Origin of the sequence: Pseudomonas sp. 24 E 13 (assembly GCF_900004715.1) — a bacterium.
Classification (GTDB): Bacteria; Pseudomonadota; Gammaproteobacteria; order Pseudomonadales; family Pseudomonadaceae; genus Aquipseudomonas; species Aquipseudomonas orientalis_A.
In genome coordinates this window covers 66,082-92,349 of sequence record NZ_CVTO01000156.1, presented here as the reverse complement: position 1 = coordinate 92,349, position 26,268 = coordinate 66,082, and the positions used below count along the sequence as shown (strand labels likewise).

Sequence of the window (26,268 nt, the reverse complement as noted above, 5' to 3'; positions counted from 1 at the left end):
TGGCTTATTCAGCGCCTTCGTGCGGCTCCCAGTCACGGGTGCGGCTGACCGCTTTTTGCCAGCCGGCGTAGAGCTTTTCCTTGGCGCCCTCGTCCAGTTGCGGTTCGAACTCGCGCTCGATGACCGCCTTGCCGCGCAACTCATCCAGGCTGCTCCAGAAGCCGCACGCCAGGCCGGCCAGGTAGGCCGCGCCGAGTGCGGTGGTCTCGCGCATCTGCGGGCGCTCGACCTGGGTGCCGAGGATGTCGGCCTGGAACTGCATGAGGAAGTTGTTGGCCACCGCACCGCCGTCCACGCGCAGGGCCTTGAGGCGTTCGCCGGAGTCCTGCTGCATGGCGTCGAGCACGTCGCGGGTCTGGTAGGCAATCGACTCCAGGGCAGCACGAATGATGTGATCCACGCGTACGCCACGGGTCAGGCCGAACAGTGCGCCACGGGCGTACGGGTCCCAGTACGGCGCGCCCAGGCCGGTGAACGCGGGCACCAGGTACACGCCGTTGCTGTCCTTGACCTTGCCGGCGAAGTATTCGGTGTCGGTGGCATCGGCGATGATCTTCAGCTCGTCACGCAACCACTGTACGGTGGAGCCGCCGTTGAATACCGCGCCTTCCAGGGCATACGCCACTTCGCCACGGGGGCCGCAGGCGATGGTGGTGAGCATGCCGTGCTTGGATTTCACCGCTTTGTCGCCGGTGTTCATCAGCAGGAAGCAACCGGTGCCGTAGGTGTTCTTGGCCTGGCCGGCTTCGACGCACATCTGGCCGAACAGGGCAGCCTGTTGGTCACCCGCGATGCCGCCGATGGCGATACCGCTTTTGGTACGGCCGTAGATTTCCGACGACGACTTCACTTGCGGCAGCATTTCGCGCGGTACGTCGAGGATCTCCAGCATCTTCGCATCCCACTCCAGCGTGTGGATGTTGAAGAGCATGGTGCGCGAGGCGTTGGTGTAGTCGGTGACGTGGGTCTTGCCGCCGGTAAATTTCCAGATCAGCCAGCTGTCGATGGTGCCGAACAGCAGTTCGCCGTTACGCGCACGCTCGCGGCTGCCTTCGACGTTGTCGAGGATCCACTTGAGCTTGGTGCCGGAAAAGTACGGGTCGGTGACCAGGCCGGTGGTGTCATTGATGTACTGCTCGTGGCCGTCGCGTTTGAGCTGCTGGCAGATCTCGGTGCTGCGGCGGCATTGCCAGACGATCGCGTTGTAGATCGGGCGGCCGGTGACTTTGTCCCACACGACGGTGGTTTCACGCTGGTTGGTGATGCCGATGGCGGCGACCTGGTCATGGTGCAGGCCGGCCTGCGCCAGCGCTTCGACCATCACCGCGCTCTGGGTCGCGAAAATTTCCATCGGGTCATGCTCGACCCAGCCCGCTTGCGGGTAATGCTGGGTGAATTCACGCTGGGCGGTGCAGACCACGTTGGCGTCGCGATCGAAGATGATCGCCCGGGAACTGGTGGTGCCCTGATCAAGGGCAATGATGTAGTTCTTATTCTGAAGGTCGGTCATGTCAATTGCCTTGGACGAAATAAGGAAGTCAGAAATCAGCCGGGGTCACGAAGGGCAGGGACCCTGGCTGGCGCTTTCAGGAAATACGGGTCTTGCCGTTGACAGCCGTGTCAGGTGTTTCAGCTATAGCAGGTGCGGCGCTCGGCAGATGACGGGCAATCAGCCCGCGATACGCGGCAGCGCCAAGGCATGCGCCGACAATCGGCGCGAAAATCGGTACCAGGAAGTAAGGAATATCGCGGCCGCCAGTGAAGGCCATTTCACCCCAGCCGGCGAAAAAGGTCATCAGCTTGGGCCCGAAATCCCGCGCCGGGTTCATCGCAAAGCCGGTCAACGGGCCCATGGCGCTGCCAATCACCGCGATCAGCAGGCCGATCAGCAGTGGAGCCAACGGGCCACGTGGCAGGCCATTGTTATCGTCCGTCAGGGCCATGATCACGCCCATCAGGATCGCGGTGATGACCATTTCCACCAGGAACGCCTGGGCCGTGCTCAGCAGCGCATGGGGATAAGTGGAGAACACCGAGGCCAATTCCAGGCTGGCCTGGGACCCACGCACCATGTGGTGAGTTTGTTCGTAATCGAAAAAAAGATTGCTGTAGAGCGTGTACACCAATGCGGCGGAACAGAAGGCCCCGGCGATTTGGGCGAGGATATAGAAGGGCAGTTTGCGCTTTTCGAAATCGGCGAAAATGCACAGGGCGATACTCACCGCCGGATTGAGGTGAGCCCCGGAAATACCGGCACTCAGGTAGATCGCCATGCTGACGCCGACGCCCCAGATAATGCTGATTTCCCACAAGCCAAAGCTGGCGCCCGCGACCTTGAGCGCAGCGACGCATCCGGTACCGAAGAAGATCAGCAGCGCAGTGCCGAGGAATTCGGCCATGCATTGGCTCGAAAGTGAGGGCTGTTGAAGAGCAGTTGTCATGGAAAACCTCAGTTGTTGTTCTTGTCTGGCGCACTGCCTCAACGGGCGGTTGCGCGATTTTCACCGTGGCAAGGATCCCCATCCTGGTCACGGCTTACTGCTCGAGTACTGGGGAGTTATTCCTACAGCATTCGGAAACGAAAAAATATAGACAAGAATGACCGCTGTCAAAGGTCGAAAGTGAACGGTTGGTCATTTCCTAACTATTGGTGTGGTGAATGATCATCGAAGGAGTCAGCTGTGTATGCGCTTGAGCGACTGTACTAGAGCGTTTTGCGCAGGCTTGGCCTAGAATTGACGGTCAGTTTGATCTTTCGGAGCCCACATGACGCCTGCCTTGGACCTGTTGAAAAAAGTTCGCGCCGAACATCGTATCCACAGTTATGAACATGATCCCAAGGCGGCGTCGTATGGCCTGGAGGCCGCGGAAAAATTGGGCCTCGACCCGGCGCAGGTGTTCAAGACGTTGCTGGCCAGCAGTGAGAAGGGTGAATTGCTGGTGGCGGTGGTGCCGGTCGTCGGAAGTCTTGATCTCAAAGCCCTGGCGAATGCGGCAGGCGTCAAGAAAGTCGAAATGGCTGACCCGGCGGCCGCGCAGCGTTCCACCGGGTATCTATTGGGCGGTATCAGCCCCTTGGGGCAAAAGAAGCGTTTGCGCACGTTCATCGATGTGAGCGCGCAGCCGTTTGCAACGATTTTTGTCAGTGCTGGCCGGCGCGGGCTGGAAGTTGAGCTGCCGGCCGAGGTGTTGGCTGAACATACCCAAGCCAGGTTCGCGCCGATTGGCCGGGCCTGATGGGCTCGCCCTAATGCCAGTAGGAGCGAGCTTGCTCGCGAAAAACGTCAACGATAACGCGTACTTCCTGAATGAACGCGGTGCCTGTGAGTTTTTCGCGAGCAAGCTCGCTCCTACAGGTTTAAACCAGTTTTTTCAGGTAGCTGCTTACGCCTGGAACAGCACCAGATGCTCGGCAGCCACTCGAATGCCCACATCCGCCCCGACCTGCTGATCGACATGGCTGGGAAAAATCGACTCCAACTGCGCGCCCGTCGCAAGTTGCAGGCGGTATAGCGTTGACGCGCCGAGGAAGGTCTTGCCGACAATCCGCGCTTTCAGCGCACTGTCCGGCGCGTAGACGATGTCATCCGGTCGCAGCAATACATCCACCGCGCCACCGGTCGGCCAGGTATAGGCACGGTTGCCACGCAGCTCGCCCAGCTCGGTGCTGACGGACTCGGGCGAGCTCAATTGCCCGCGAATGAAATAGCCCTGGCCGATAAAGCTCGCCACATACGGCGTCTGCGGCTCGTGATAGAGGTTGTAGGGCGTATCCCATTGCTCAAGACGACCCTCCTTGAAAACGCCCACATGGTCGCTGACGGCGAAGGCTTCCTCTTGATCATGGGTGACCAGGATCGCACTGGTGCCGCGCGCCTTGAGAATGTCGCGCACTTCATGGCTGAGCTTGCGCCGCAGTTCGCCATCCAGGTTGGAAAACGGCTCGTCCAGCAGCAGCAATTGCGGTTCCGGCGCCAGGGCGCGGGCGAGGGCGACGCGTTGTTGCTGGCCACCGGAAAGCTCGTGGGGGAAGCGTTTGCCCAAGTCTTTGAGGTTGACCAGTTCCAGCAACTCGGCGACCACACGCTCTTTGTGCGGGTGTTTGCGGATGCCGAAGGCGATGTTGTCGGCCACGCTCAGATGAGGAAACAACGCGTAATCCTGGAACACCATGCCGATACGACGTTTCTCCGGCGCCAGCGTGAAACCGGCACTGGAGATCACTTCGCCCGCCAGGCTGATTTCGCCTTCGTGCACCGGCTCGAACCCGGCAATGGCGCGCAGGGTGGTGGTCTTGCCGCAGCCCGAGGAGCCGAGCAGGCAGCCGATGTCGCCCGCGTTGAGGTGCAGGTTGAGGTTCTGCACCACCCGTTGATCTTGATAGCCGCATGCCAGGTTGCGTAGGCTCAGCAGTAATGGCTGGCTCATGCGTGGTGATACGACGGCGGCACGAGGAATTCGAGCAGGGCCTTTTGCGCATGCAGGCGGTTTTCGGCCTGGTCCCAGGCGACCGAGCGCGGGTCGTCGAGCAGGTCCAGGCTGATTTCCTCGCCACGGTGGGCGGGCAGGCAGTGCATGAACAACACGTCCGGCGCGGCCAGGTCGAGCAGGGCGCGGGTCACCTGGAATGGCGCGAACAGGGCCAGGCGCCTGGCGGTTTCGTCTTCCTGGCCCATGGAGGTCCAAACGTCGGTGCTGACCAGATGGGCGCCGACCACCGCGTCTTTCGGATCGCGCAGCAGTTGCACACGGCCATCGGCCTTGGCCATGAACTCGGCGCTGGGTTCGTAACCCTCGGGGCAGGCGATGCGCAGGTGGAAGTCGAACTGGATGGCCGCTTCTATATAGCTGTTGCACATATTGTTGCCGTCGCCGACCCAGGCCACGGTCTTGCCCTGGATCGAGCCGCGGTGTTCGAGGAAGGTTTGCATGTCGGCCAGCAACTGGCACGGGTGCAGGTCATCGGACAGGCCGTTGATCACCGGCACGCGCGAGTTGGCGGCAAATTCGGTCAGGGTGCTGTGGGCGAAGGTACGGATCATCACGGCGTCGAGCATGCGCGACATCACGATGGCGCAATCGCTGATCGGCTCGCCACGGCCCAATTGGGTATCGCGTGGCGACAGGAAGATAGCCTGGCCACCCAGCTGAATCATGCCGGCTTCGAAGGACAGGCGGGTGCGGGTCGAGGACTTCTCGAAAATCATCCCGAGCACGCGGTTTTTCAAAGGCTCAAACAGTACGCCGCGGTTACGCAGGTCTTTAAGCTCAATGCCTCGACGGATCACGCTGACCAGCTCTTCGGGCGTGCAATCCATCAGGGAGAGAAAGTGCCTTGCGCTCATCATTAACTACCTTTTTGCAACAGACCGCAGATACTCAAAGCCTTGTTTATTGTGACAACGGGCGAGACCTGCGGCGAAAGCCGCACGGGGCGACGAAATAGGGGAAGGCGCGATATTGACATTAAATGTCGCGTCTTACCAATAGGGCTACGATTTTTAGAGGTGTTCAAGCAGGGCGCCGAAGCGCGTTTGAAGACGGTTTCCTGACAGCAGCGGCCCATTTGTACACTGGCCCCGAGACCTTTGGCAATGCGCAGGGGCGCCTGTGGCGCGTGTTGCGTCGGTTTACGGCGCTTGCAGGAGGTTTCTGAAACATTTGCTCACGTTTAGCCATGCCCTGGCCTATAGCCGCCGATTCACCGCGCGAACGTTGCTGGCGCACCGCGTAGGTGCGGCCCATAGTTGAACAAAGCCCTTATAAAAGAGACTGGCCATGACCAAGACTCTCCATCACCGTGCCTGCCACCTGTGCGAAGCCATCTGCGGCCTGACCCTGGAAACCACCCGAGACGACGACGGCGGCCTGTCGATCACCTCAATCAAGGGTGACCCGCTGGACACGTTCAGTCGCGGGCACATCTGTCCCAAAGCCGTGGCATTGCAGGATATCCAGAATGATCCGGACCGCCTGCACCAGCCCATGTTGCGCGTGGGCAGCGAGTGGCAACCGATCCCGTGGGAAGACGCGTTTGCGCTGGTCGCCGAACGCCTTGCGGGCATCCAGGCCAGGCATGGGCAGAATGCGGTGGCGGTGTATCAAGGCAACCCCAGCGTGCATAACTACGGGCTGATGACCCACAGCAACTACTTTCTTGGCCTGCTGAAGACCCGTAACCGCTACTCCGCAACCTCGGTGGACCAACTGCCCCATCACCTCTCCAGTCACCTGATGTACGGCCATGGCCTGTTGCTGCCCATTCCGGACATCGACCACACCGACTTCATGTTGATCCTGGGCGGTAACCCGCTCGCCTCCAATGGCAGCATCATGACCGTGCCCGATGTTGAGAAACGCCTCAAGGCGATTCAGGCCCGGGGCGGAAAAGTGGTGGTCGTCGACCCGCGACGCAGTGAAACGGCGGCGATTGCCGATCAGCATCTGTTCGTGCGCCCCGGCGGCGATGCGGCCTTGTTGTTCGGGCTGCTCAACACGCTGTTTGCAGAAGTGTTGACCCGCGACAGCCATTTGCCGGTTGAGGGGCTGCAAAGTGTGCGCCAGGCGATCGCCGGGTTCACCGCCGAGGCCATGAGCCGTCAGTGCGCGGTGCCTGCCGAACAGATCCGCCAGTTGGCGCGTGACTTCGCCGCAGCGGACAAGGCGGTGTGTTACGGGCGCATGGGCGTCTCGACCCAGGCATTCGGCACGCTGTGTCATTGGCTGGTGCAGTTGATCAATCTGGTCACCGGCAATCTGGACCGCGTGGGCGGCGCCTTGTGTACCACGCCGGCGGTGGACCTGGTGGCGTCGACCGGAGGCGGGCATTTCAACCGCTGGCAAAGCCGCGTATCCGGGCGGCCTGAATACGGCGGCGAGCTGCCGGTGTCTGCCTTGGCCGAGGAAATGCTCACCGAAGGTGAGGGGCAAATCCGCGCCCTGGTGACGGTGGCCGGCAACCCGGTACTGTCGACGCCCAACGGCCGTCAGCTGGAGCAGGCGCTGGAGGGGTTGGAGTTCATGGTCAGTGTCGACCTCTACATCAACGAGACCACGCGCTATGCCGACCTGATCCTGCCGTCCACATCGGCATTGGAGAATGATCACTACGACACCACCTTCAATATGTTCGCGGTGCGCAATGTCACGCGCTTCAACCGCGCGATCCTGCCCAAGCCTGACGGTGCGCTGCACGACTGGGAAATTTTCGTCGGCCTGGCCAAGGCGTTTGCGGCGCATACCGGCGTGGTGCTCAAACCGACGATGCCGCCCGCGCAGATGATCGACTTTGGACTGCGCGCCGGGACTTACGGCGATGCCTCTGCGCACAAGCTGTCAGTGGCGATGCTGGCCGATCATCCCCATGGTGTTGACCTGGGGCCGCTCAAGCCCAACCTGGCCGAGCGGCTGAAAACCGTCGACGGCAAGGTGCAGGCGGCGCCGGCGGTGATCCTGGCTGACCTGGCGCGCTTTGCCGCGCAACCGCAACCGGCGGCTGACGAACTGCTGCTGATTGGCCGTCGCCATGTGCGCAGTAATAATTCCTGGATGCATAACTATCACCGACTGGTGAAGGGCAAACCGCGCCACCAACTGTTGATGCACCCCGACGACCTGGCCAGTCGGCAATTGAGCGACGGTCAGCGGGTGCGGGTCAGTTCGCGCATCGGCATGGTCGAAATCGAGGTGGTGGCCAGCACCGACATGATGCCAGGCGTGGTCAGCCTGCCCCACGGCTGGGGGCACGGGCGCCCGGGTGTGCAGATGAGCATCGCCAGCGGCCAGCCCGGGGCGAGTGCCAACGACTTGACCGACGAGCGGCAATTGGACGAGCTGTCGGGCAATGCGGCGCTCAACGGCGTACCGGTGAACGTTTCGGCAGCTTGAGGTTGGCTGTCGGCGCGCCCGAGCATCCAGCAGGTTTTTTGCGTTACAATGCGGCACCGTGCCGACCCGTGAGTCGCAAAGTTCCTGCAGAGGTGTTCCATGGATATCATCGAAACGATCAAAGAGCAGATTGCCAACAACACCATTCTGCTTTACATGAAAGGCGCGCCAAACGCTCCCCAGTGCGGTTTTTCCGCGAAGGCTTCCCAGGCTGTGATGCAGTGTGGCGAGAAGTTCGCTTACGTGGATATTCTGCAAAACCCTGAAATCCGCGCGAACCTGCCAAAGTACGCCAACTGGCCGACGTTCCCGCAGCTGTGGGTAGCCGGTGAACTGGTCGGCGGTAGCGACATCATCACTGAAATGGCAGCTGATGGCTCGTTGCAGGCGCTGATCAAAGACGCAGCAGCAAACGCGGCGGCCAAGACCGACGCTTGATTGGCCTGCAATAAAAAGCCCCGCTTCTCATCAGAGAGCGGGGCTTTTTTGTACCTGAACGCTTGGGGTTATTCGCCCATCTGCGATTGCAGGTAGTTTTCCAGGCTGACTTTGTCGATCAGGCCCAGTTGGGTTTCCAGCCAGTCGATGTGTTCTTCCTGATCTTCAAGGATATCTTCCAGCAATTCGCGGCTGCCATAGTCGCCCGTGGCTTCGCAGTGAGCGATGGCGGCCTTGAGGTCGCTGTGGCTCTTGCGTTCAAAGCCCAGGTCGCTGCTGATCATTTCCTGGGTGTGCTCGCCGATATTCAGCTTGCCCAGGTCCTGCACATTCGGCAGGCCTTCCAGGAACAGGATGCGTTTGATCAGCGCATCGGCGTCTTTCATGGCCTTGATCGATTCTTTGTATTCGCGCTTGCCCAGCTTTTCCAGGCCCCAATCGTCGTACATGCGTGCATGCAGAAAGTACTGATTGATCGCGACCAGTTCATTGGCAAGGATTTTGTTGAGTTGCTGGATGACTGAGATGTCGCCTTTCATGACTGGGGTCCTGCCCTGTAATAGCTGTGTATGGGCGGAGTTTGAGCGGCGACAATCCCGGTGTCAAACCTAAGTTATTGAATAATAAATGAAAATTAATCGGAATAAGAATGTTTGTGTTCCGCGTCTTGACGCTAACTAATTGAATTTCAGGCATAAAAAAACCGGACACAGGGTCCGGTTCTTTAAAACACGCCTATTTAAGCGTGTGTAAATTCTACTGAATACGGTGCCGCAGCCTGGGCTGTCTGCAACTGCGTAAGGGTTTCCCGTACCACTTGCTTGGCGAGGCATGCACATTTTCCACACTGGCTGGCAACGCCGGTGGTTTCACGCACTTCCTTGTAGCTGCAGCAACCTTCATAGATTGCTTCGCGGATTTGTCCGTCGGTGACGCCAGTACAGAGGCACACATACATAAGGAGAACCGTCGCGGGTTTAGGGCTTAAGTGCGATGGATCTTAATGTTAACGAGAATGATTGTCAAAATAGTTTCGTCGACTGTCCCTTGGGTATTGCCTGCGCGCTGACGAACGGTTTTTTCGGTGTATGATGGTCGGTCTTCACGAAGCGTGACCGCGTCACAGGTCTGTCGCCACTACACGGCAGACTCGACGCTGGTCCTGTTACTTCAATCGTCACCCCTTCATCAGGAGATATCCAATGAGCGTACTCGTCGGCAAACAAGCCCCGGATTTCGACGTACCTGCCGTCCTCGGCAATGGCGAAATCGTAGACAGCTTCAAACTGTCTGAAGCCATCAAAGGCAAATACGGCCTGGTGTTCTTCTACCCGCTGGACTTCACCTTCGTCTGCCCATCCGAGCTGATCGCTCTGGATCACCGCATGGACGATTTCAAGGCACGCAACGTTGAAGTGGTCGCCGTTTCCATCGACTCCCACTTCACCCACAATGCCTGGCGCAACACAGCCATCAACGATGGCGGCATCGGTAAAGTCAAATACACCATGGCTGCCGATATGAAGCACGATATCGCCAAGGCCTACGACGTAGAGTCCGAAGGCGGTGTGGCTTTCCGTGGCGCGTTCCTGATCGACGATAAGGGCGTTGTGCGCTCGCAGATCATCAACGACCTGCCGCTGGGCCGTAACATGGAAGAGCTGATTCGCCTGGTCGACGCGCTGCAATTCCACGAAGAGCACGGCGAAGTCTGCCCTGCCAACTGGAAAAAAGGCGACAAAGGCATGACCGCTTCCACCGAAGGTGTGGCGGCTTACCTGACCGAGAACGCCGGCAAGCTGTAAGCCGGATTCAAGGTAGAAAAAAACCGGCCTGTGAGGGCCGGTTTTTTTATGGGCGGTGCGGTGCGACGATTCGACTTGCGCGTGATTGCGCAGTATCAGCCCATAAATACGTCACTGACACGCCGCAAGCCCCAATGCCATGTAGGAGCGAGCTTGCTCGCGAAAAACTCACAGGCACCGCGTTCATTCAGCAAGCACGCGTTATCGTTGACGTTTTTCGCGAGCAAGCTCGCTCCTACAGACCTGGCGGGACGAGTCTCAGTCGCTGAAGTCTTCCCAGCCACCCATCTGTTTCCAGCGATTGACGATGCCGCAGAACAGCTCGGCGGTCTTTTCGGTGTCGTAGCGCGCCGAATGAGCTTCGCGGCCGTCAAAGTCGATGCCGGCGGCCTGGCAGGCTTTCGCCAGCACGGTCTGGCCATAGGCCAGGCCGGCGAGCGTGGCGGTGTCGAAACTGGAGAACGGATGAAACGGGTTGCGTTTCATGTCCAGCCGCGCCACGGCGGCGTTCAGGAAGCCCAGGTCGAAACTGCTGTTGTGCCCTACCAGGATCGCGCGCTTGCAGCCGTTGGCCTTCAGCGCCTTGCGTACGCCACGGAAGATGTCGGTCAGCGCCGCTTCTTCACTCACCGCCATGCGCAGCGGGTGATCAAGCTTGATGCCGGTGAACTCCAGGGCCGCTGCTTCGATGTTGGCCCCTTCAAACGGCTCGACGCGGAAGAAGTGGGTGTGATCCGGGTACACGAAGCCCTGCTCGTCCATGCCGATGGTGGTCGCGGCAATTTCCAGCAACGCGTCGGTGGCGCAATTGAAACCGCCGGTTTCTACATCGATAACGACAGGCAGGTAGCCTCGGAAACGCTCGGCCATCGGGTGGCGCGAACCGCCGCCACCGCCATGTTCCTGGTCTTCATCGTAATGGTCTTCACTCACTTGCTTTCCTCCAGCAGGCGCCAGCGCAGTGTTTCACCGGCGCGCAGCGGGATAACGGTCAGCTCGCCAAACGGCAGGCTGGCGGGGGCGGTCCAGTCTTCACGAACCAGGGTGATGCGGTCGGTATTGGCCGGCAGGCCATAGAAGCGCGGGCCGTTGAGGCTGGCGAAACCTTCAAGCTTGTCCAGGGCGTTGCGTTGTTCGAACGCTTCAGCGTACAGCTCGATGGCGGCAAACGCGGTGTAGCATCCCGCGCAACCGCAGGCGGCTTCCTTGGCGTGCTGGGCGTGGGGCGCGGAATCGGTGCCGAGGAAGAACTTCGGGTTGCCGCTGGTCGCGGCATCCAGCAACGCCACCTGGTGGGTGTTGCGCTTGAGGATCGGCAGGCAATAGAAGTGCGGCCGAATACCGCCCACCAACATGTGATTGCGGTTGTACAACAGGTGGTGTGCGGTGATGGTCGCGCCGACGTTGGCCGAAGCCTCGGTGACGAACTGCACGGCGTCTGCGGTGGTGATGTGTTCGAACACCACCTTGAGGGTCGGGAACAGCTCGACCACGCGGCGCATATGTTCGTCGATGAAGATCTTTTCGCGATCGAACACGTCGACATCGCCACGGGTGACTTCACCGTGGATCAACAGCGGCATGCCCACATCGGCCATGGCTTCGATGGCCGGCAGTATCTTGTCGATGCTGGTCACGCCGGAGTCGGAGTTGGTGGTCGCGCCGGCCGGGTACAGCTTGGCGGCGTGCACGAAACCGCTGGCCTTGGCCTCGCGAATCTCCGAAGGCTGGGTGCGGTCGGTGAGGTAGAGCACCATCAGCGGTTCGAAGCGGCTGCCGGCCGGTCGTGCAGCGAGGATACGCTGGCGATAGGCATCGGCTTGCTCGGCGTTACGCACCGGAGGTACCAGGTTAGGCATGATGATGGCGCGTCCAAATGTGCGCGCGACATCGGCCACGGTGTGGGGTAACACAGCACCATCACGAAGATGTATATGCCAGTCGTCGGGACGCAGCAGGGTCAGGCGGTCGGACATTGGGGATTCCAGGCGGGTCAATCTGGTGGGAATGCTACCGGAAAAGACTCGTGCAGGCACTCGCTATCAAGTTTTGCAGGATGCAACCGATAGCACTGGGTATGCCTTAACGATGTATGACGCCTTGAAGTGTTGTAGAAACCAGTGGAGCCTCCCGTGCGCCAGCATTATCTAGCCCTGCTCAGTGTGTTCGCCAGCCTGCCCGCGATGGCCCTCACGTTCCAGACACGCCTGGAGAATATTGAGTGGAAAGTGGAGGGCGATCAGTTCGAGTGCCGCCTGACCCAGCCGATCACTGATTTCGGCTCGGGTGAGTTTGTGCGCCGGGCGGGCGAGCAGGCGACCTTTCGCCTGAAAGCCTACAGTGGTTCGCTCGGTGCCGGTTCCGCCACGTTGCTGGCCGCCGCCGCGCCCTGGCAACCGGGCCGTGGCGACATCAACCTCGGTGCGGTACGCGTCGGCAGTGGTGATGTGCTGTTTAACAGCTCCCAGGCCCAGGCCGGGCGTCTGTTCACCGGTTTGCTCGAAGGCCGCAGCCCGACCGTGCGGCACTACGGACGCGAAGGCGGTTATTCGGAAATTCGCCTGCTGCCGGTGAAATTCTCCAAGGCCTACAACGACTATCAGTTGTGTACTACCAAGCTGTTGCCGATGAACTACGATCAGGTTAAACAAACGGAAGTCGGTTTCCCCGGTGGTGGCATCGAACTGGATGCAGCGGCCCGGAAGAAACTGTCGGTCATTGTCGCGTTCATGAAAGCCGACCCTACGGTCAACCACATCGAGCTGAACGGCCATTCGGATAACAGCGGCAACCGCCTGACCAACCGTGATGTTTCACGACGCCGTGCCTTGGCGGTAGTGGACTACTTCAAGGCCAACGGCATCCCGGAATCCCAGATCACGATGCGTTTCCATGGTGAAAGCTACCCCTTGGCGCCCAACACCAACGCCGCCAATCGAGCGCGCAACCGTCGGGTCAACGTGCAGCTCGAACGCGTGGCGGCGCCCGAGAAACCGGCACCCCAGGCCGCAACTCCGAGCAACCCTGCTGCGACCTCGTAAGGCGCGGTCATCGGTCGCTCGTTCGACACAATCTGTCGCTTTATCTTCATTTGCTGTCGCGCCCCTGTAAATTCGCGGTTTTGATCGGTAGAATCGTTGCCTTTCCGTACAACCCCGTGGAGTGATGGCATGGCCGACGTAAACAAGGTCGTTCTCGCGTATTCCGGCGGCCTGGACACTTCGGTGATCCTCAAGTGGCTGCAGGATACTTATAACTGTGAAGTGGTGACATTCACCGCTGACCTGGGTCAGGGCGAAGAGGTCGAACCTGCACGTGCCAAGGCGCAAGCCATGGGCGTGAAAGAGATCTACATTGACGACCTGCGCGAAGAGTTCGTCCGCGATTTCGTTTATCCGATGTTTCGCGCCAACACCGTCTATGAAGGCGAGTACCTGCTCGGCACCTCCATTGCACGTCCGCTGATCGCCAAGCGCCTGATCGAAATCGCCAACGAAACCGGCGCCGATGCCATTTCCCATGGCGCCACCGGCAAGGGCAACGACCAGGTGCGTTTCGAACTGGGCGCCTACGCCCTCAAGCCCGGCGTGAAAGTGATTGCGCCTTGGCGTGAATGGGACCTGCTGTCCCGTGAAAAGCTGATGGATTACGCTGAAAAGCACGCGATCCCGATCGAGCGTCACGGCAAGAAGAAGTCCCCGTACTCGATGGATGCCAACCTGCTGCACATTTCCTATGAAGGCGGCGTGCTGGAAGACACCTGGACCGAGCACGAAGAAGACATGTGGAAATGGACCGTCTCCCCGGAGAATGCTCCAGACAAGCCGCAGTATCTGGAACTAACCTACCGCAACGGTGACATCGTCGCGCTGGATGGTGTCGAGATGACACCCGCCACCGTGCTGGCGACCCTGAACCGTATCGGGGGCGAACACGGCATCGGTCGTCTCGACATCGTCGAGAACCGTTACGTCGGCATGAAGTCCCGTGGCTGCTACGAAACACCGGGCGGCACCATCATGTTGCGTGCTCACCGCGCCATCGAGTCCATTACCCTGGACCGTGAAGTGGCCCACCTCAAAGATGAGCTGATGCCCAAGTACGCCAGCCTGATCTATACCGGCTATTGGTGGAGCCCTGAGCGCCTGATGCTGCAGCAGATGATCGACGCCTCCCAGGCCCACGTGAACGGCGTGGTGCGCCTGAAGCTGTACAAGGGCAATGTGATCGTGACCGGTCGCAAGTCCGATGAGTCACTGTTTGACGCCAACATCGCGACCTTCGAGGAAGATGGCGGTGCCTACAACCAGGCGGACGCGGCCGGCTTCATCAAGTTGAACGCCTTGCGCATGCGCATCGCGGCCAACAAGGGACGCAAGTTGTTCTGAGTGTTTTGCCTGTTGTGAGAAAGCCCCTTATGCAAGGGGCTTTTTTTTGCCCTGAATATACCGATACAAACATTAATCAGGCGTGGGCAACGTTTAAAAGTGTTTGGTATGTGTTTAAGCGTTTTATTCAAGTCTTTCGAGATTTTTTCAGTTTCAGAAATCTACTCTCCTACGGAAAGGTTTTTTACATCTAGACAGGAACCATGTCTTACAGAAAATTCACTCATATAGGCGCAAAGGATCTGTAATTTGTGGAATTTTCTGTAGGAAAATTGGATGTATATAAATATGTTAAATGGAACTGAAGCTGACGGGGTTTTTTCAGCCCTTTGTATAAGCCGCAACGGTAAGCAAGGGGTATTTCCTGAGAGCGCTGTGCGCAACGTTTACGGCATAGGCCTCGGGATGAGGATATTTCACTCAAAATATGTACGAGCAGGGAAAGGTCTGAAGGGTTCCATAAAGCCCAATACACTAAAGTTGGCGAATTTTTGTAGGCTAATTCCTTTCTTGTTGTGGGTTGGGTCTCTGCCTGCTGTTGCTCGGGGGGGCACGCTATGCCAACTAGCAGGCGACTAGGCTATTGTGCTTTCTCTAAATAATTCGAACAGCGAAATTGGACTTTCTCATGAATAAAGTGCTGATCGTGGATGATCATCCCGTCATTCGGCTAGCTGTGCGCATGCTAATGGAGCGTCATGGTTATGAGGTTGTTGCCGAGACTGATAACGGTGTCGATGCGCTGCAACTTGCGCGGGAACATATGCCGGATATTGTCATATTGGATATTGGAATCCCCAAACTCGATGGCCTTGAAGTTATTTGCCGGCTGGCCTCGACCAAGCAAGCCGTGTCGTTCAAGGTGCTGGTGCTGACGTCCCAGGCACCTGGTCATTTTTCCATGCGTTGCATGCAGGCCGGTGCCGCCGGCTACGTGTGCAAGCAACAGGACCTGACCGAGTTGTTGAGCGCCATCAAGGCGGTGCTTTCCGGCTACAGCTACTTCCCGAACCAGGCGCTCAACTCGGTGCGGTCCACCATGGGCAACGCCAGTGAGGCTGACATGGTGGAACGTTTATCGGGGCGGGAGATGATGGTGCTGCAACAGCTGGCCCGTGGCAAAACCAACAAGGAGATTGCCGACGGTATGTTCCTGAGCAACAAGACCGTCAGCACCTATAAGACGCGCCTGCTGCTGAAGCTCAATGCCCGGTCACTGGTCGACCTGATAGAGCTGGCCCAGCGCAATGGCTTGGTGTGAGGAGGAGGGGGCGTTCACCCTTCTGACACCGCTGTAAGATCCGGCACAAAAAAGCCTCCGTCAGGGAGGCTTCCGGCTGGCTGTCGGATGGTCAGAGGTCGAAGTCGTAATCGGCCAATTGTTTTTGCAAGCGTCGCTCTTCCAGAAGGTTGTCGATAATCAGGCGTTTGCTCAAATTGGTCTTGGCCACCTCCGGGACAGGCGCTGGCGCCTCATCGTCTTCCAGCTCCACCGGTTCGTCATCTACTTCCAGTTGTTCTTTGCCAGTGCTCATAAGGTTCACTCCAGGCTAAGACTGCCATTGGCGCTCCTTATAGCGATAAACCACGGACGCGTAAAAAAGATTTTTTCAATCGATTCATAGGCAAAACCCGACAACCCTCAATCGTCGGAGGTCTTGTCCTTGTATTCACATAGATCTTCGATCCGACAACTGCCGCACCGAGGCTTGCGCGCCTGGCAAACATAGCGCCCGTGAAGAATCAGCCAGTGATGGGAATCGAGCAGATAGGGCTTGGGCACGAACTTCATCAGCTGTTTCTCGACCTCCACAACATTTTTTCCGCGAGCGATGCCGGTACGGTTGCTGACGCGAAAAATATGCGTATCCACCGCCATGGTGAGCTGCCGGAACGCCGTATTGAGTACAACGTTGGCGGTCTTGCGGCCCACGCCGGGTAATGCTTCGAGGGCTTCGCGGGTTTGCGGTACTTCGCTGGCGTGCAGTTCCATGAGCAGGCGGCACGTCTCGATCACGTTCTTGGCCTTGCTGTTGTACAAGCCGATGGTCTTGATGTACGCCGATAACCCTTCCACACCCAGGGCATAAATCGTCTCCGGCGTATTGGCCACCGGAAACAGCTTGGCTGTGGCCTTATTGACGCCGACGTCTGTGGATTGGGCCGACAGGATCACTGCGATCAGCAGCTCGAACGGGGAGGAGTAGGCCAGTTCGGTCTTGGGTTCCGGATTGTCTTCGTGAAACCTGCGGAAAATTTCCAGGCGTTTTGCAGCGTTCATAGGGAGGGACGTTTCCTTGCAGGCTGTCGACGTAATTGTAGCAATACACAACGCAGCGTCGGTTGTGGGTCAGGCGTTACCGTTGGCGCTGGCGTCGCAAGTGGCCTGGGCGTCATGCAGCGTCTGCTCGGCGGCGTCCAGCGCGGCACTCAAGTGTGCCAGTTGCTGTTCGTCAGCCTGTTGATCCTGGGCCTTTTTCAATGCTGCCCGGCGCATTGCCAGTTGGATCTTCGCGCGCTTGAGTTCAGCGCTTTTGCTTGTAGGCAGCGGTGGCGGGACGTTGACCTCCAGCGCGGCAAGCGCCTGCTCCGAGGCTTCGAACTGCCTTTGCAGGGCAATCAATTGCGACTGTTGCTCAAAGGTCGGGGGGTGACCAAACGCCTTCAGGGATTTGTGCAACTGCGCACGGCTCATGGCGACACTGATTTTGGCTTGCTTGATCGCTGCATCCTGAGCGGCCTGATGGCTATCGGCTGATACCGCTGCCACGGGCGCAATGCGCTTGGCCCGCGCCACGCGTTCGGCGAGTTTGCAGGCTTGCTCACGTTGCAGGCGTGCGTTGCGCTGTTCGAAGCGCCGACGTGCCCGGTCACGTTTGAAGCTACGTTCGCGCCGCTCGTCGTCGCTGCGCGCCAGGTCACCCACAATTGGCAGGACTTGAGTGAGTGGACGCATCTCAATGCAGTCGACAGGGCAGGGCGCGACGCACAGGTCGCAACCGGTGCACTCGTCGATGATGACCGTGTGCATCAACTTGGCGGCGCCAATGATGGCGTCCACCGGGCAAGCCTGGATGCATTTGGTGCAACCGATGCATTCAGCCTCACGGATGTAGGCGATCTGGGCCGGCGCGTCGCCGCGGCTCGTATCCAGGGCCAGCACCGGCACGCGCAGCAATTGCGCAAGCCCGGCGATGGTTTCCTGGCCTCCGGGCGGGCACTTGTTGATCGCCTCGCCGTTAGCGATGCCTTCGGCGTAAGGCTTGCAGCCCGGGTGCCCGCACTTGCCGCATTGAGTCTGCGGTAGCAGCGCGTCGATACGTTGAATCAGGTTCATGCTTTGATCATTGCGTTGACGCCCGGCCCGCCGATGCAGGCGGGCTGAAAAGCCCCAACGTCGAAACGCCGGGGCATCCTGCAGGGGTTACTTGATGCGTTGACCTGGCTTGGCGCCGCTGTCCGGGCTGAGCAGATAGATTTCTGCGCCGCCAGGACCGGCCGCCATCACCATGCCTTCAGAGATACCGAATTTCATTTTTCGTGGCTTGAGGTTGGCGATCATCATGGTCAGGCGACCATCGAGCTTGGACGGGTCCGGGTAAGCGCTCTTGATGCCGGAGAACACATTGCGTCGCTCGCCGCCCAGATCCAGGGTCAGGCGCAACAGCTTGTCGGCGCCTTCCACGGCTTCGGCCTTGACGATCAGTGCAACCCGCAGGTCCACGGCGGCGAAAGCGTCGAACTCGATTTCCTCGGAAATAGGGTCTTTGGCCAACTCGCTGTCATCGGCTGGCGCGGTCGAGCCGGTATCGGTCTGGCTGGCGACCAAGTCTTCTTTCGAGGCGTCGGTCATGGCCTGGACTTTCACCGGGTCGATGCGGGTCATCAATGGCTTGAACGCGTTCAACTGATGGTTGCCGAGCAGCGTGGCGTGGTCGTTCCAGGTCAGCGGCGCGACGTTGAGGAACGCCTCTGCATCGGCGGCCAGCAGCGGCAGCACCGGCTTGAGGAAGATCACCAACTGACGGAACAGATTGACGCCCGTGGCGCAGATCGCCTGGACCTCAGCTTCCTTGCCTTCCTGCTTGTTCAGCGACCATGGCGCCTTGTCGGCAATCCAGGCGTTGGCGCGGTCGGCCAGGCCCATGATTTCGCGCATGGCGCGGGCAAAATCGCGGGCTTCATAGGCGTCGGCGATGCTCGGCGCGGCGGTCAGGAAGGCATCGGTCAGTTCCGGCGCGGCGTTTTCAGCGACCAGCACACCCGCATTGCCCTTGTGGATAAAACCGGCACAACGGCTGGCGATATTGACCACTTTGCCGACCAGGTCCGAGTTGACCTTCTGAATGAAGTCTTCCAGGTTCAGGTCGAGGTCGTCGACGCCACGGCCCAGCTTGGACGCATAGTAGTAACGCAAATATTCCGGCGACAGATGGTCCAGGTAGGTGCGCGCCTTGATGAAGGTGCCGCGGGACTTGGACATCTTCTGCCCGTTCACCGTCAGGTAGCCGTGCACGGCAATGCCGGTCGGCTTGCGGTAGCCCGAACCTTCGAGCATCGCCGGCCAGAACAGCGCGTGGAAGTTGACGATGTCTTTGCCGATGAAGTGGTACAGCTCGGCAGTGGAATCCTTGCCCCAGAACGCATCGAAGTCCAGCGCCGGTGTGCGGTCGCAGAGGTTCTTGAAGCTGGCCATGTAGCCGATCGGCGCGTCCAGCCAGACATAGAAGTACTTGCCCGGCTCGCCCGGAATTTCAAAGCCGAAGTACGGCGCATCGCGGGAAATATCCCACTGTTGCAGGCCGGCATCCAGCCATTCGGCGATCTTGTTGGCCACGGCATCCTGCAAGGCGCCGCTACGGGTCCAGGTTTGCAGCATCTGCTGGAAATCCGGGAGCTTGAAGAAGAAGTGCTGGGAATCCTTGAGTACCGGGGTAGCGCCGGAGATGGCCGACTTCGGGTTCTTCAGGTCGGTGGGTGCATAGGTGGCACCGCATTTCTCACAGTTGTCGCCGTACTGGTCGTCGGTGCCGCATTTCGGGCAGGTGCCCTTGATGAAGCGATCGGCCAGGAACATTTTCTTTTCCGGGTCGAAATACTGGGTGATCGAACGCGTGGCAATGTGCCCGGCGTCTTTCAACCGCAGGTAGATCTGGCTCGAAAGCTCACGATTTTCGTCGGAGTGGGTCGAATGGAAGTTGTCGAACTCCACCAGGAACTCGGCAAAGTCGGCGCTGTGTTCAGCCTGCACATTGGCGATCAGTTGTTCCGGGGTGATGCCTTCCTTTTCGGCGCGCAACATGATGGCCGAACCGTGGGCGTCGTCCGCGCAGACATAAATGCATTGATTGCCGCGATGCTTCTGGAAGCGCACCCACATATCGGTCTGGATGTACTCAAGCATATGGCCAAGATGGATGGAACCATTGGCATAGGGCAGGGCGCTGGTGACGAGGATCTTGCGTGGCTCGGACATGGGGCTCGGCTACTTGATGAAACGGAGGTCGGCCACTATAAAGCGCCGGGAAATTTATTTCACCCCGTGGTGCTGTTTCAGCATCTTCCGATCCTGCGAAAGCATGCCGCTGGTGGCCTGGAACGGTTAGGATAGCCGCCTGTTTCAGTCAGTCTTTTTCGGGAGTTGCCCATGAGCGCCGTCAATCGCGCAGCGGTGGAAGCCGTCCTTCGCCAGTACACCGACCCCTATTTGAACCAGGACCCGGTCAGTGCCGGCTGTGTGCGGGCCATCGAGGTACAGGCTGACCAGGTATCGGTCCAGCTGGAGCTGGGCTACGCCGCCGGCCTGTTCAAAAACGGCTGGGCGCAGATGCTGCAAATGGCCATCGAAGGCCTCGACGGCGTGCGCTCGGCCAAGGTCGACATCCGATGTGTGATCGCCTCGCACAAGGCCCAGGCACAGATCCCTGGCCTGGCCAACGTCAAGAACGTGATCGCCGTGGCATCGGGCAAGGGCGGGGTGGGTAAATCCACCACCGCCGCCAACCTGGCCCTGGCCCTGGCCCGTGAAGGTGCCCGCGTGGGCATCCTCGACGCCGATATCTATGGCCCGAGCCAGGGTGTGATGTTCGGCATTGCCGAAGGCACACGACCCAAGGTCAAGGACCAGAAGTGGTTTGTGCCGATCGAGTCCCTGGGCGTGGAAGTGATGTCCATGGCGTTCCTGACCGATGACAACACGCCCATGGTCTGGCGCGGGCCGATGGTTTCCGGGGCGCTGCTGCAATTGGTCACCCAGACCGCCTGGGGCGACCTGGACTACCTGGTGATCGACATGCCACCCGGTACCGGCGATATCCAGTTGACCCTGGCGCAGAAAGTCCCGGTGGCCGGCTCGGTGATCGTCACCACGCCCCAGGACCTGGCATTGCTGGACGCGAAGAAAGGCGTGGAGATGTTCCGTAAGGTCAACATTCCGGTGCTGGGCGTGGTGGAAAACATGGCGGTGCACATCTGCTCAAACTGTGGCCATGCCGAACATCTCTTCGGCGAGGGCGGTGGCGAGAAGCTGGCGACTCAATACGGCGTCGAACTGCTGGCCTCGTTGCCGCTGTCGATGTCCATCCGCGAACAGGCCGATGGCGGCAAGCCCACCGTGGCTGCCGAGCCCGATGGCCAGATTGCCATGGTGTATCAGGAACTGGCCCGCCATGTGGGCGCGCGGATAGTGCTGCAGGAGGCGAGCAGCCCCGCGATGCCGACGATCACCGTCAGCGACGACTGAATCGTGCTGTAGGAACAGTACCGCATAGGCTTGTGACGCTCTTTTCCCAATCAGTCGTGTAAGCATTCGCTTACCTTCATGTAGGTATTCGGTTTTTTTACCAGGAATGAGCGTCTCAAGTCTGCGAGCGATATTTCTAACTTGTTGAAATAAAACAATTATTTAATGTCACTTGAACATCGCCGATTGGCCGCCATCCGTTTGGATCCCGTTGAACTTATCTTGGGAGGCTCTAACATCAGCCCTGTGTCCACGGATTGGCACAGCCATCAAGGAACGGTGGTTTGAAGGAATGTCGCAGGATGCGATTCATCAGGACGATGAAAAGGATTAAAGGGACTAGGGAAAAAATGTGGGCGGGTCATACCGCCCCTTTTTTCGCCTGTAGAAAAGTGAAAGCGGCTACATGAAAACGCAAAAAAGGCCCGCAAGGGGCCTTTTTTTTGGCAACGACGCTGCTATCAGCGTTCGAGGTCTGCAATCTTGCCGGGTTTGCCATCCCATTCTTCCGCATCGGGCAGAGCATCCTTTCTTTCCGTGATGTTCGGCCAGATATCCGCCAGCTCGGCATTCAACTCAATGAAGTTTTCCATACCCGCAGGTACTTCATCCTCAGAGAAGATGGCGTTAGCCGGGCATTCTGGTTCACACAGGGCGCAGTCAATGCACTCGTCCGGGTGGATGACCAGGAAGTTCGGGCCTTCGTAGAAGCAGTCCACCGGACACACTTCTACGCAGTCGGTGTACTTGCACTTGATGCAGTTGTCGGTGACGACGAAGGTCATTTCTAATTTTCTCCTCAGGCGGCGGCAGCGAAACCCTGTGTGGCAGGGCTCGCGAGGTTCGGGAGCGATAGTCTGCGGGCCAGGCTAAAAGCCCGCAGCATCCCAAACCGCGCGAGAGTCTACCAGCTTGCACGCGTGTGCGTTATATCCGAGTCTTCAGTGCATATAACATTTCGAGCGCTTTACGCGGCGTCACGTCGTCCAGGTCAAGCTTGGCCAGCTCATCGAGTACCGGATGGGGTAGGCTGGCGAACAGGTCGTTCTGGTGCGGCGCGGCGGGTTTCCTGCTGGCCTTGGCAGGGCTGGCGACCACGGTTTCATGGGGCAGGGCCGTGGTTTCCAGGCGGCTCAGGTGCTCGCGGGCGCGAGTGATGACATCATTGGGCACGCCGGCCAACTGCGCGACCGCCAAGCCATAACTCTGGCTGGCCGGGCCCGGCAGCACGTGGTGCAGGAACACGATGCGCTCGTTGTGCTCGGTGGCATTGAGGTGCACGTTGGCTACCAGCGGCTCGCTTTCCGGTAACACCGTCAGTTCGAAGTAGTGGGTGGCAAACAACGTATAGGCGCGCAAATGTGCCAGACGCTCGGCCGCCGCCCATGCCAGCGACAGGCCGTCAAACGTACTGGTGCCGCGACCCACTTCGTCCATCAACACGAGACTGCGGTCGGTGGCGTTATGCAGGATGTTCGCGGTTTCGCTCATTTCCACCATAAACGTCGAGCGCCCACCGGCAAGGTCGTCGCTGGAACCGATCCGGGTGAAAATTCGGTCCACCAGGGACAGCTCGCAACTGGCCGCCGGCACGAAGCTGCCGATGTGTGCCAGCAGCACGATCAGCGCGGTCTGGCGCATATAGGTGGATTTACCGCCCATGTTCGGGCCGGTAATCACCAGCATGCGAGTGTCGTCGTCCAGCGACAGGTCGTTGGCGACGAATGGCGTGGTCAACACCTGCTCCACCACTGGGTGGCGCCCTTGCACGATGCGCATGCACGGCTCGCTGACAAAACGCGGGCAGTTGAGGTCCAGGTTCAGCGCACGTTCGGCCAGGTTGCTCAGCACGTCCAGTTCCGCCAGGGCGGCGGCGGTGTCCTGCAGCGGCGCCAGGCGGCTGATCAAGTCCTCAAGCAAGGCTTCGTAGAGCATTTTTTCCCGCGCCAGGGCGCGGCTTTTGGCCGACAGCGCCTTGTCTTCGAACGCTTTGAGTTCGGGGGTGATAAAGCGCTCGGCGCCCTTGAGCGTCTGGCGACGTTGATAATCGATAGGCGCCGACTCCGCCTGCTTGCTCGGCAGCTCAATAAAATAGCCATGCACGCGGTTGTAGCCGACCTTCAGGTTGGCCAGCCCGGTGCGGGCTTTTTCGCGGGCCTCCAGGTCGATCAGGAACTGGCCGGCGTTTTCGCTCAGCGATTGTAGCTCATCCAGCTCGCTGTCATAGCCGGTTTTCAGCACACCGCCATCACGGATGATCGCTGGCGGGTTGTCGATGATGGCCTTTTCCAGCAGCGCCGCGAGGTCCGGGTAAGTGCCGGCGGTGACTGCAAGCTGTTGCAGGTGCGGCGTGTCCAGTTCGGTCATCGCGACTTGCAACTGGGGGAGGGCACTCAAGGCATCACGCAGGCGCGCCAGGTCACGAGGCCGCGCGTTACGCAGGCCGATCCGCGCGAGGATGCGCTCGATATCGCCGATTTCCTTCAGTTGCGGCTGCAGCTTTTCAAAGCGATAGCCGTCAAGCAGGCAGGTAATGGAAGTCTGACGTGCTTGGAGGACGGTCAAATCCCGCAGCGGACGGTTCAACCAACGGGTCAGCAAGCGGCTGCCCATGGCCGTCTGGCAGCGGTCGACCACCGATTGCAGCGTGTTGTCACGCCCGCCCGCCAGGTTGGTATCCAGTTCCAGGTTGCGACGGCTGGCGCCATCCAGTACCACGGTATCATCCAGCCGCTCATGCCGCAGGCTGCGCAAGTGCGGCAGGGCCGTGCGCTGGGTTTCCTTGGCGTAGCTGAGCAGGCAGCCGGCAGCGCCGATGGCCAGGGTCAGGGTTTCGCAACCGAAGCCTTTAAGGTCCTGCACCGAGAACTGCTGGCACAGACTTTTCAGCGCCGAATCACGCTCAAAATCCCACGGCGCACGACGCTTGGTCCCACGGCGCTTCTCTGCCGGCAAGTCCTTGGGCCAATCATCCGGAATCAACAACTCCACCGGATTGATACGCTCCAACTCCGCCAGCAGGTTCTCCCAGCCCTTGATCTCCAGCACGCTGAAATTGCCGCTGGTGATATCCAGCACCGACAGGCCGAACAGACGCTCATCGCCCAACACCGCAGCGATCAGGTTATCGCGCCGCTCATCCAGCAGCGCCTCATCACTCACCGTGCCCGGCGTAATAATGCGCACCACCTGCCGTTCCACCGGCCCCTTACTGGTGGCCGGGTCGCCGATCTGCTCACAGATCACCACCGACTCGCCCAGCTTCACCAACTTGACCAGATAACCTTCCAATGAATGGTAAGGAATCCCACACATCGGAATCGACTGCCCCGCCGACTGCCCGCGCGCGGTCAGGGTGATGTCCAGCAGCTTGGCGGCCTTCTTCGCGTCTTCGTAGAAGATCTCGTAGAAGTCGCCCATGCGATAGAACATCAACTGATCAGGGTGCTGGTTTTTCAGGCGCCAGTACTGTTGCATCATTGGCGTGTGGGAGGACAGATCGGAGGTGTTTTTACTCATTGGGTAGTAGGCAAATTCGTTGAAAGTGATGGGGCAAAGGGGGCGCTTGGCCCAGCATTTGTTGCAATGGGCGCAAGGTTAACACGCGAGGTCGGGGGTTCGCAGGTTGCAAACGGCCAGGTAGAAATAGAAGAAGGGCGCAGCGCGTCCATTCAAATACACCGCCCCCTTCTTTTTATCGGCCCTTACGGAATGTTGTTGGGGGAATCCAACACCTTCACCACATCATAAATCACCGCCTTGACCATCTCCTGCAAGTAATGCGACGCCCATGCGTAACGGTCCGTCTCCTTGGTCATCGCCGCATCTTCTGCGAGCAGCTTGGCGACATGGAGAAGATCGGAGGCGTGATGCAAGGCTTCCTGCAGGGAAACACCGCTGTTGACGCGGAATAGAGGCTGGTCGGAGTGAAAGGAGAAGGGGGTGACGCCGAGGGTGGTTAACGCAGGCGGATTTGTAGCAGTCATCGGTAAAACTCCCATATCAAGTGAGAGCTACCACGTTCGTTCTCAGGCGAATGGGTGGCAGCTGTGCGCAGGCTGAGAAACCGGAGATACAGGAACCCGGCAGACCCGAAGGTCTCCCACGCACAGCCGCCATTGCACGAAATGATGGGCGAAAAAAAACGCCTGCAGATCGGGTTTGGGGGCGCTTTGCGCCTGCATCTTGCCGGGTTCTCAGGCCCGATCGCTGAATTGGCAGCGACGAATGGAAGGGTAGCGTGGTGATAGGGAGGGTGCAACTGGGAAAATTGTGTCCTGGAAATAGATGCGTCCACTTTTCTCCAGTAGGCACCATTGGCAAATCACGCCTCCTAGAACGATGTGGCAGGTAATGTCATGATTCGACTAGTTTGAATTTCGCAACCCGGAAACTTATGACGAGTACCCTGAAGTATCAGATTCTTGCTGGGCTACCAGGCGAAGGACCTCTTCCTTTACAGTTCAGCGCTACCGGCCAAGGGCACCATAGTGAAGGAGTCGTCATCAGGTTCTCGCCGGAGGCGATGCCTTCTTGGGTGGGGAATTTTCAACCGGGTTTTTGCCGCTTCAGTTGCGTTCTGGAGCTGGGTTCAACTTTCCATGTGATGATAGTTGCCGGTGGTCAGGGTTATATCGTGGACATTCGTAGCGGCGTTCTCTTGAAGCATTTCGGTGGGGATATCGAGTATTTGGTCAGCATTCCAGAATTAGACAGTGTTCTTGTTTCAAATGGGTTGTGGCTCAGGCTTGTTAAAGGCGAGGCTGAGGTCTGGTGCTCTGAGCGCCTGTCTTTGGACGGGATTAGAAATATCCAAGTCTCGCTCGCGGATGGGATTATTACAGGGGAGGGATGGTATGTAGACGATTGCTGGTATCCGTTCAAAGTCTGCATCTCCTCGGGTGAGGCTACGGGAGGAGTTTTCGAGTCGCTTGACTTCAGCTAAGTCTATTTCTGCGTTTCTGAATGATTAGCTACCGGGCGCCCTGAAAGCAGTACGCGCCAAATC

The 26,268-nt window shown here is 59.1% G+C and carries 24 protein-coding genes; 9 read left to right on the top strand and 15 right to left on the bottom strand.

From position 1 onward, the window contains the following. Window positions 1–4: 4 nt before the first annotated feature. On the bottom strand, window positions 5–1,510 hold the full coding sequence (glpK, locus tag BFP90_RS24925) for a glycerol kinase GlpK (protein ID WP_065891902.1): 1,506 nt from the start codon (window positions 1,508–1,510) through the stop codon (window positions 5–7). 76 nt (window positions 1,511–1,586) lie between these two features. Then, the gene (locus BFP90_RS24920) at window positions 1,587–2,441 is read right to left on the bottom strand and encodes an MIP/aquaporin family protein (RefSeq protein ID WP_065891903.1); all 855 of its coding nucleotides are present in this window, start codon (window positions 2,439–2,441) and stop codon (window positions 1,587–1,589) included. 325 nt (window positions 2,442–2,766) lie between these two features. On the opposite strand from BFP90_RS24920, the gene ybaK reads away from it, so the two are divergent. Further along, window positions 2,767–3,237 carry a Cys-tRNA(Pro) deacylase gene (gene ybaK, locus BFP90_RS24915; RefSeq protein ID WP_065891904.1) on the top strand — a complete coding sequence of 157 codons (471 nt, stop codon included), beginning with the start codon at window positions 2,767–2,769 and terminating at the stop codon, window positions 3,235–3,237. Between the two features lie 147 nt (window positions 3,238–3,384). On the opposite strand, the gene BFP90_RS24910 is transcribed toward ybaK, so the two are convergent. Continuing rightward, window positions 3,385–4,428 (bottom strand): ABC transporter ATP-binding protein, encoded by a 1,044-nt coding sequence (locus tag BFP90_RS24910; protein WP_065891905.1) that lies wholly within the window; start codon window positions 4,426–4,428, stop codon window positions 3,385–3,387. Beyond that, complete coding sequence (argF, locus tag BFP90_RS24905) at window positions 4,425–5,345, bottom strand: ornithine carbamoyltransferase (RefSeq protein ID WP_065885995.1); 921 nt, start codon at window positions 5,343–5,345, stop codon at window positions 4,425–4,427. The genes BFP90_RS24910 and argF overlap by 4 nt, the downstream gene beginning before the upstream one ends. A 433-nt stretch (window positions 5,346–5,778) precedes the next feature. Between argF and BFP90_RS24900 the strand changes: the two genes are divergently transcribed. After that, window positions 5,779–7,887, top strand: a complete 2,109-nt coding sequence (locus BFP90_RS24900; protein WP_065898209.1) for a molybdopterin oxidoreductase family protein — start codon at window positions 5,779–5,781, stop codon at window positions 7,885–7,887. 99 nt (window positions 7,888–7,986) lie between these two features. Then, the gene (gene grxD, locus BFP90_RS24895; RefSeq protein WP_027604591.1) at window positions 7,987–8,325 is read left to right on the top strand and encodes a Grx4 family monothiol glutaredoxin; all 339 of its coding nucleotides are present in this window, start codon (window positions 7,987–7,989) and stop codon (window positions 8,323–8,325) included. A 68-nt stretch (window positions 8,326–8,393) separates the two neighbouring features. Here grxD and bfr read toward each other — a convergent pair whose 3' ends face one another. Together bfr and BFP90_RS27820 are read right to left on the bottom strand one after the other, a co-directional pair. Then, window positions 8,394–8,864, bottom strand: a complete 471-nt coding sequence (gene bfr, locus BFP90_RS24890) for a bacterioferritin (protein ID WP_065891908.1) — start codon at window positions 8,862–8,864, stop codon at window positions 8,394–8,396. Window positions 8,865–9,064: 200 nt separating this feature from the next. Further along, window positions 9,065–9,283 (bottom strand): bacterioferritin-associated ferredoxin, encoded by a 219-nt coding sequence (locus BFP90_RS27820; protein WP_083203330.1) that lies wholly within the window; start codon window positions 9,281–9,283, stop codon window positions 9,065–9,067. A gap of 244 nt (window positions 9,284–9,527) precedes the next feature. Here BFP90_RS27820 and BFP90_RS24885 point away from each other — a divergent pair, with 244 nt between their 5' ends. Beyond that, window positions 9,528–10,130 (top strand): peroxiredoxin, encoded by a 603-nt coding sequence (locus tag BFP90_RS24885; RefSeq protein ID WP_057724790.1) that lies wholly within the window; start codon window positions 9,528–9,530, stop codon window positions 10,128–10,130. Between the two features lie 258 nt (window positions 10,131–10,388). On the opposite strand, the gene rnt is transcribed toward BFP90_RS24885, so the two are convergent. Together rnt and pyrC are read right to left on the bottom strand one after the other, a co-directional pair. After that, on the bottom strand, window positions 10,389–11,063 hold the full coding sequence (gene rnt, locus BFP90_RS24880; protein WP_065885999.1) for a ribonuclease T: 675 nt from the start codon (window positions 11,061–11,063) through the stop codon (window positions 10,389–10,391). Then, window positions 11,060–12,106 (bottom strand): dihydroorotase, encoded by a 1,047-nt coding sequence (gene pyrC / locus BFP90_RS24875; protein WP_065886000.1) that lies wholly within the window; start codon window positions 12,104–12,106, stop codon window positions 11,060–11,062. The genes rnt and pyrC overlap by 4 nt, the downstream gene beginning before the upstream one ends. Window positions 12,107–12,262: 156 nt before the next feature. Between pyrC and BFP90_RS24870 the strand changes: the two genes are divergently transcribed. The 3 genes from BFP90_RS24870 to BFP90_RS24860 all read left to right on the top strand — a co-directional run bounded on the left by BFP90_RS24870 (window position 12,263) and on the right by BFP90_RS24860 (window position 15,779). Further along, window positions 12,263–13,171, top strand: coding sequence for a flagellar protein MotY (locus tag BFP90_RS24870; RefSeq protein ID WP_065886001.1), 909 nt, complete (start codon window positions 12,263–12,265; stop codon window positions 13,169–13,171). Between the two features lie 129 nt (window positions 13,172–13,300). Further along, complete coding sequence (locus BFP90_RS24865) at window positions 13,301–14,518, top strand: argininosuccinate synthase (RefSeq protein ID WP_065886002.1); 1,218 nt, start codon at window positions 13,301–13,303, stop codon at window positions 14,516–14,518. Window positions 14,519–15,146: 628 nt separating this feature from the next. Beyond that, on the top strand, window positions 15,147–15,779 hold the full coding sequence (locus BFP90_RS24860; RefSeq protein WP_003188986.1) for a response regulator transcription factor: 633 nt from the start codon (window positions 15,147–15,149) through the stop codon (window positions 15,777–15,779). Window positions 15,780–15,870: 91 nt separating this feature from the next. Here BFP90_RS24860 and BFP90_RS24855 read toward each other — a convergent pair whose 3' ends face one another. The 4 genes from BFP90_RS24855 to metG form a co-directional block, all read right to left on the bottom strand. Then, window positions 15,871–16,053: a PA3496 family putative envelope integrity protein gene (locus BFP90_RS24855; RefSeq protein ID WP_065898208.1), complete on the bottom strand. Its 183-nt coding sequence runs from the start codon at window positions 16,051–16,053 to the stop codon at window positions 15,871–15,873. A gap of 107 nt (window positions 16,054–16,160) precedes the next feature. Then, on the bottom strand, window positions 16,161–16,799 hold the full coding sequence (nth, locus tag BFP90_RS24850) for an endonuclease III (RefSeq protein WP_065891910.1): 639 nt from the start codon (window positions 16,797–16,799) through the stop codon (window positions 16,161–16,163). 69 nt (window positions 16,800–16,868) lie between these two features. After that, window positions 16,869–17,855, bottom strand: a complete 987-nt coding sequence (rsxB, locus tag BFP90_RS24845) for an electron transport complex subunit RsxB (RefSeq protein ID WP_065898207.1) — start codon at window positions 17,853–17,855, stop codon at window positions 16,869–16,871. An 87-nt stretch (window positions 17,856–17,942) separates the two neighbouring features. Continuing rightward, complete coding sequence (gene metG / locus BFP90_RS24840; RefSeq protein WP_065898206.1) at window positions 17,943–19,994, bottom strand: methionine--tRNA ligase; 2,052 nt, start codon at window positions 19,992–19,994, stop codon at window positions 17,943–17,945. 171 nt (window positions 19,995–20,165) lie between these two features. Between metG and apbC the strand changes: the two genes are divergently transcribed. Beyond that, window positions 20,166–21,260 carry an iron-sulfur cluster carrier protein ApbC gene (gene apbC, locus BFP90_RS24835; RefSeq protein WP_065898205.1) on the top strand — a complete coding sequence of 365 codons (1,095 nt, stop codon included), beginning with the start codon at window positions 20,166–20,168 and terminating at the stop codon, window positions 21,258–21,260. A 461-nt stretch (window positions 21,261–21,721) separates the two neighbouring features. Here apbC and fdxA read toward each other — a convergent pair whose 3' ends face one another. From fdxA to BFP90_RS24820, 3 genes are all read right to left on the bottom strand, one after another. Next, window positions 21,722–22,045 carry a ferredoxin FdxA gene (gene fdxA / locus BFP90_RS24830; protein WP_065886008.1) on the bottom strand — a complete coding sequence of 108 codons (324 nt, stop codon included), beginning with the start codon at window positions 22,043–22,045 and terminating at the stop codon, window positions 21,722–21,724. 142 nt (window positions 22,046–22,187) lie between these two features. After that, a complete protein-coding gene (mutS, locus tag BFP90_RS24825; protein ID WP_065898204.1) occupies window positions 22,188–24,779 on the bottom strand; it encodes a DNA mismatch repair protein MutS in 2,592 nt (863 codons plus the stop codon). 185 nt (window positions 24,780–24,964) lie between these two features. After that, window positions 24,965–25,246: a DUF3077 domain-containing protein gene (locus BFP90_RS24820; protein ID WP_065898203.1), complete on the bottom strand. Its 282-nt coding sequence runs from the start codon at window positions 25,244–25,246 to the stop codon at window positions 24,965–24,967. A gap of 410 nt (window positions 25,247–25,656) precedes the next feature. On the opposite strand from BFP90_RS24820, the gene BFP90_RS24815 reads away from it, so the two are divergent. Then, the gene (locus BFP90_RS24815) at window positions 25,657–26,205 is read left to right on the top strand and encodes a hypothetical protein (protein WP_065891915.1); all 549 of its coding nucleotides are present in this window, start codon (window positions 25,657–25,659) and stop codon (window positions 26,203–26,205) included. The last annotated feature ends 63 nt before the right edge of the window (window positions 26,206–26,268 follow it).

Bases quoted from the DNA above. Each gene is read 5' to 3' on its own strand.
- glpK (WP_065891902.1), bottom strand. From the start codon at position 1,510: ATGACCGACCTTCAGAATAAGAACTACATCATTGCCCTTGATCAGGGC.
- BFP90_RS24920 (WP_065891903.1), bottom strand. From the start codon at position 2,441: ATGACAACTGCTCTTCAACAGCCCTCACTTTCGAGCCAATGCATGGCC.
- ybaK (WP_065891904.1), top strand. From the start codon at position 2,767: ATGACGCCTGCCTTGGACCTGTTGAAAAAAGTTCGCGCCGAACATCGT.
- BFP90_RS24910 (WP_065891905.1), bottom strand. From the start codon at position 4,428: ATGAGCCAGCCATTACTGCTGAGCCTACGCAACCTGGCATGCGGCTAT.
- argF (WP_065885995.1), bottom strand. From the start codon at position 5,345: ATGAGCGCAAGGCACTTTCTCTCCCTGATGGATTGCACGCCCGAAGAG.
- BFP90_RS24900 (WP_065898209.1), top strand. From the start codon at position 5,779: ATGACCAAGACTCTCCATCACCGTGCCTGCCACCTGTGCGAAGCCATC.
- grxD (WP_027604591.1), top strand. From the start codon at position 7,987: ATGGATATCATCGAAACGATCAAAGAGCAGATTGCCAACAACACCATT.
- bfr (WP_065891908.1), bottom strand. From the start codon at position 8,864: ATGAAAGGCGACATCTCAGTCATCCAGCAACTCAACAAAATCCTTGCC.
- BFP90_RS27820 (WP_083203330.1), bottom strand. From the start codon at position 9,283: ATGTATGTGTGCCTCTGTACTGGCGTCACCGACGGACAAATCCGCGAA.
- BFP90_RS24885 (WP_057724790.1), top strand. From the start codon at position 9,528: ATGAGCGTACTCGTCGGCAAACAAGCCCCGGATTTCGACGTACCTGCC.
- pyrC (WP_065886000.1), bottom strand. From the start codon at position 12,106: ATGTCCGACCGCCTGACCCTGCTGCGTCCCGACGACTGGCATATACAT.
- BFP90_RS24865 (WP_065886002.1), top strand. From the start codon at position 13,301: ATGGCCGACGTAAACAAGGTCGTTCTCGCGTATTCCGGCGGCCTGGAC.
- BFP90_RS24860 (WP_003188986.1), top strand. From the start codon at position 15,147: ATGAATAAAGTGCTGATCGTGGATGATCATCCCGTCATTCGGCTAGCT.
- BFP90_RS24855 (WP_065898208.1), bottom strand. From the start codon at position 16,053: ATGAGCACTGGCAAAGAACAACTGGAAGTAGATGACGAACCGGTGGAG.
- nth (WP_065891910.1), bottom strand. From the start codon at position 16,799: ATGAACGCTGCAAAACGCCTGGAAATTTTCCGCAGGTTTCACGAAGAC.
- rsxB (WP_065898207.1), bottom strand. From the start codon at position 17,855: ATGAACCTGATTCAACGTATCGACGCGCTGCTACCGCAGACTCAATGC.
- metG (WP_065898206.1), bottom strand. From the start codon at position 19,994: ATGTCCGAGCCACGCAAGATCCTCGTCACCAGCGCCCTGCCCTATGCC.
- apbC (WP_065898205.1), top strand. From the start codon at position 20,166: ATGAGCGCCGTCAATCGCGCAGCGGTGGAAGCCGTCCTTCGCCAGTAC.
- fdxA (WP_065886008.1), bottom strand. From the start codon at position 22,045: ATGACCTTCGTCGTCACCGACAACTGCATCAAGTGCAAGTACACCGAC.
- mutS (WP_065898204.1), bottom strand. From the start codon at position 24,779: ATGAGTAAAAACACCTCCGATCTGTCCTCCCACACGCCAATGATGCAA.
- BFP90_RS24820 (WP_065898203.1), bottom strand. From the start codon at position 25,246: ATGACTGCTACAAATCCGCCTGCGTTAACCACCCTCGGCGTCACCCCC.
- BFP90_RS24815 (WP_065891915.1), top strand. From the start codon at position 25,657: ATGACGAGTACCCTGAAGTATCAGATTCTTGCTGGGCTACCAGGCGAA.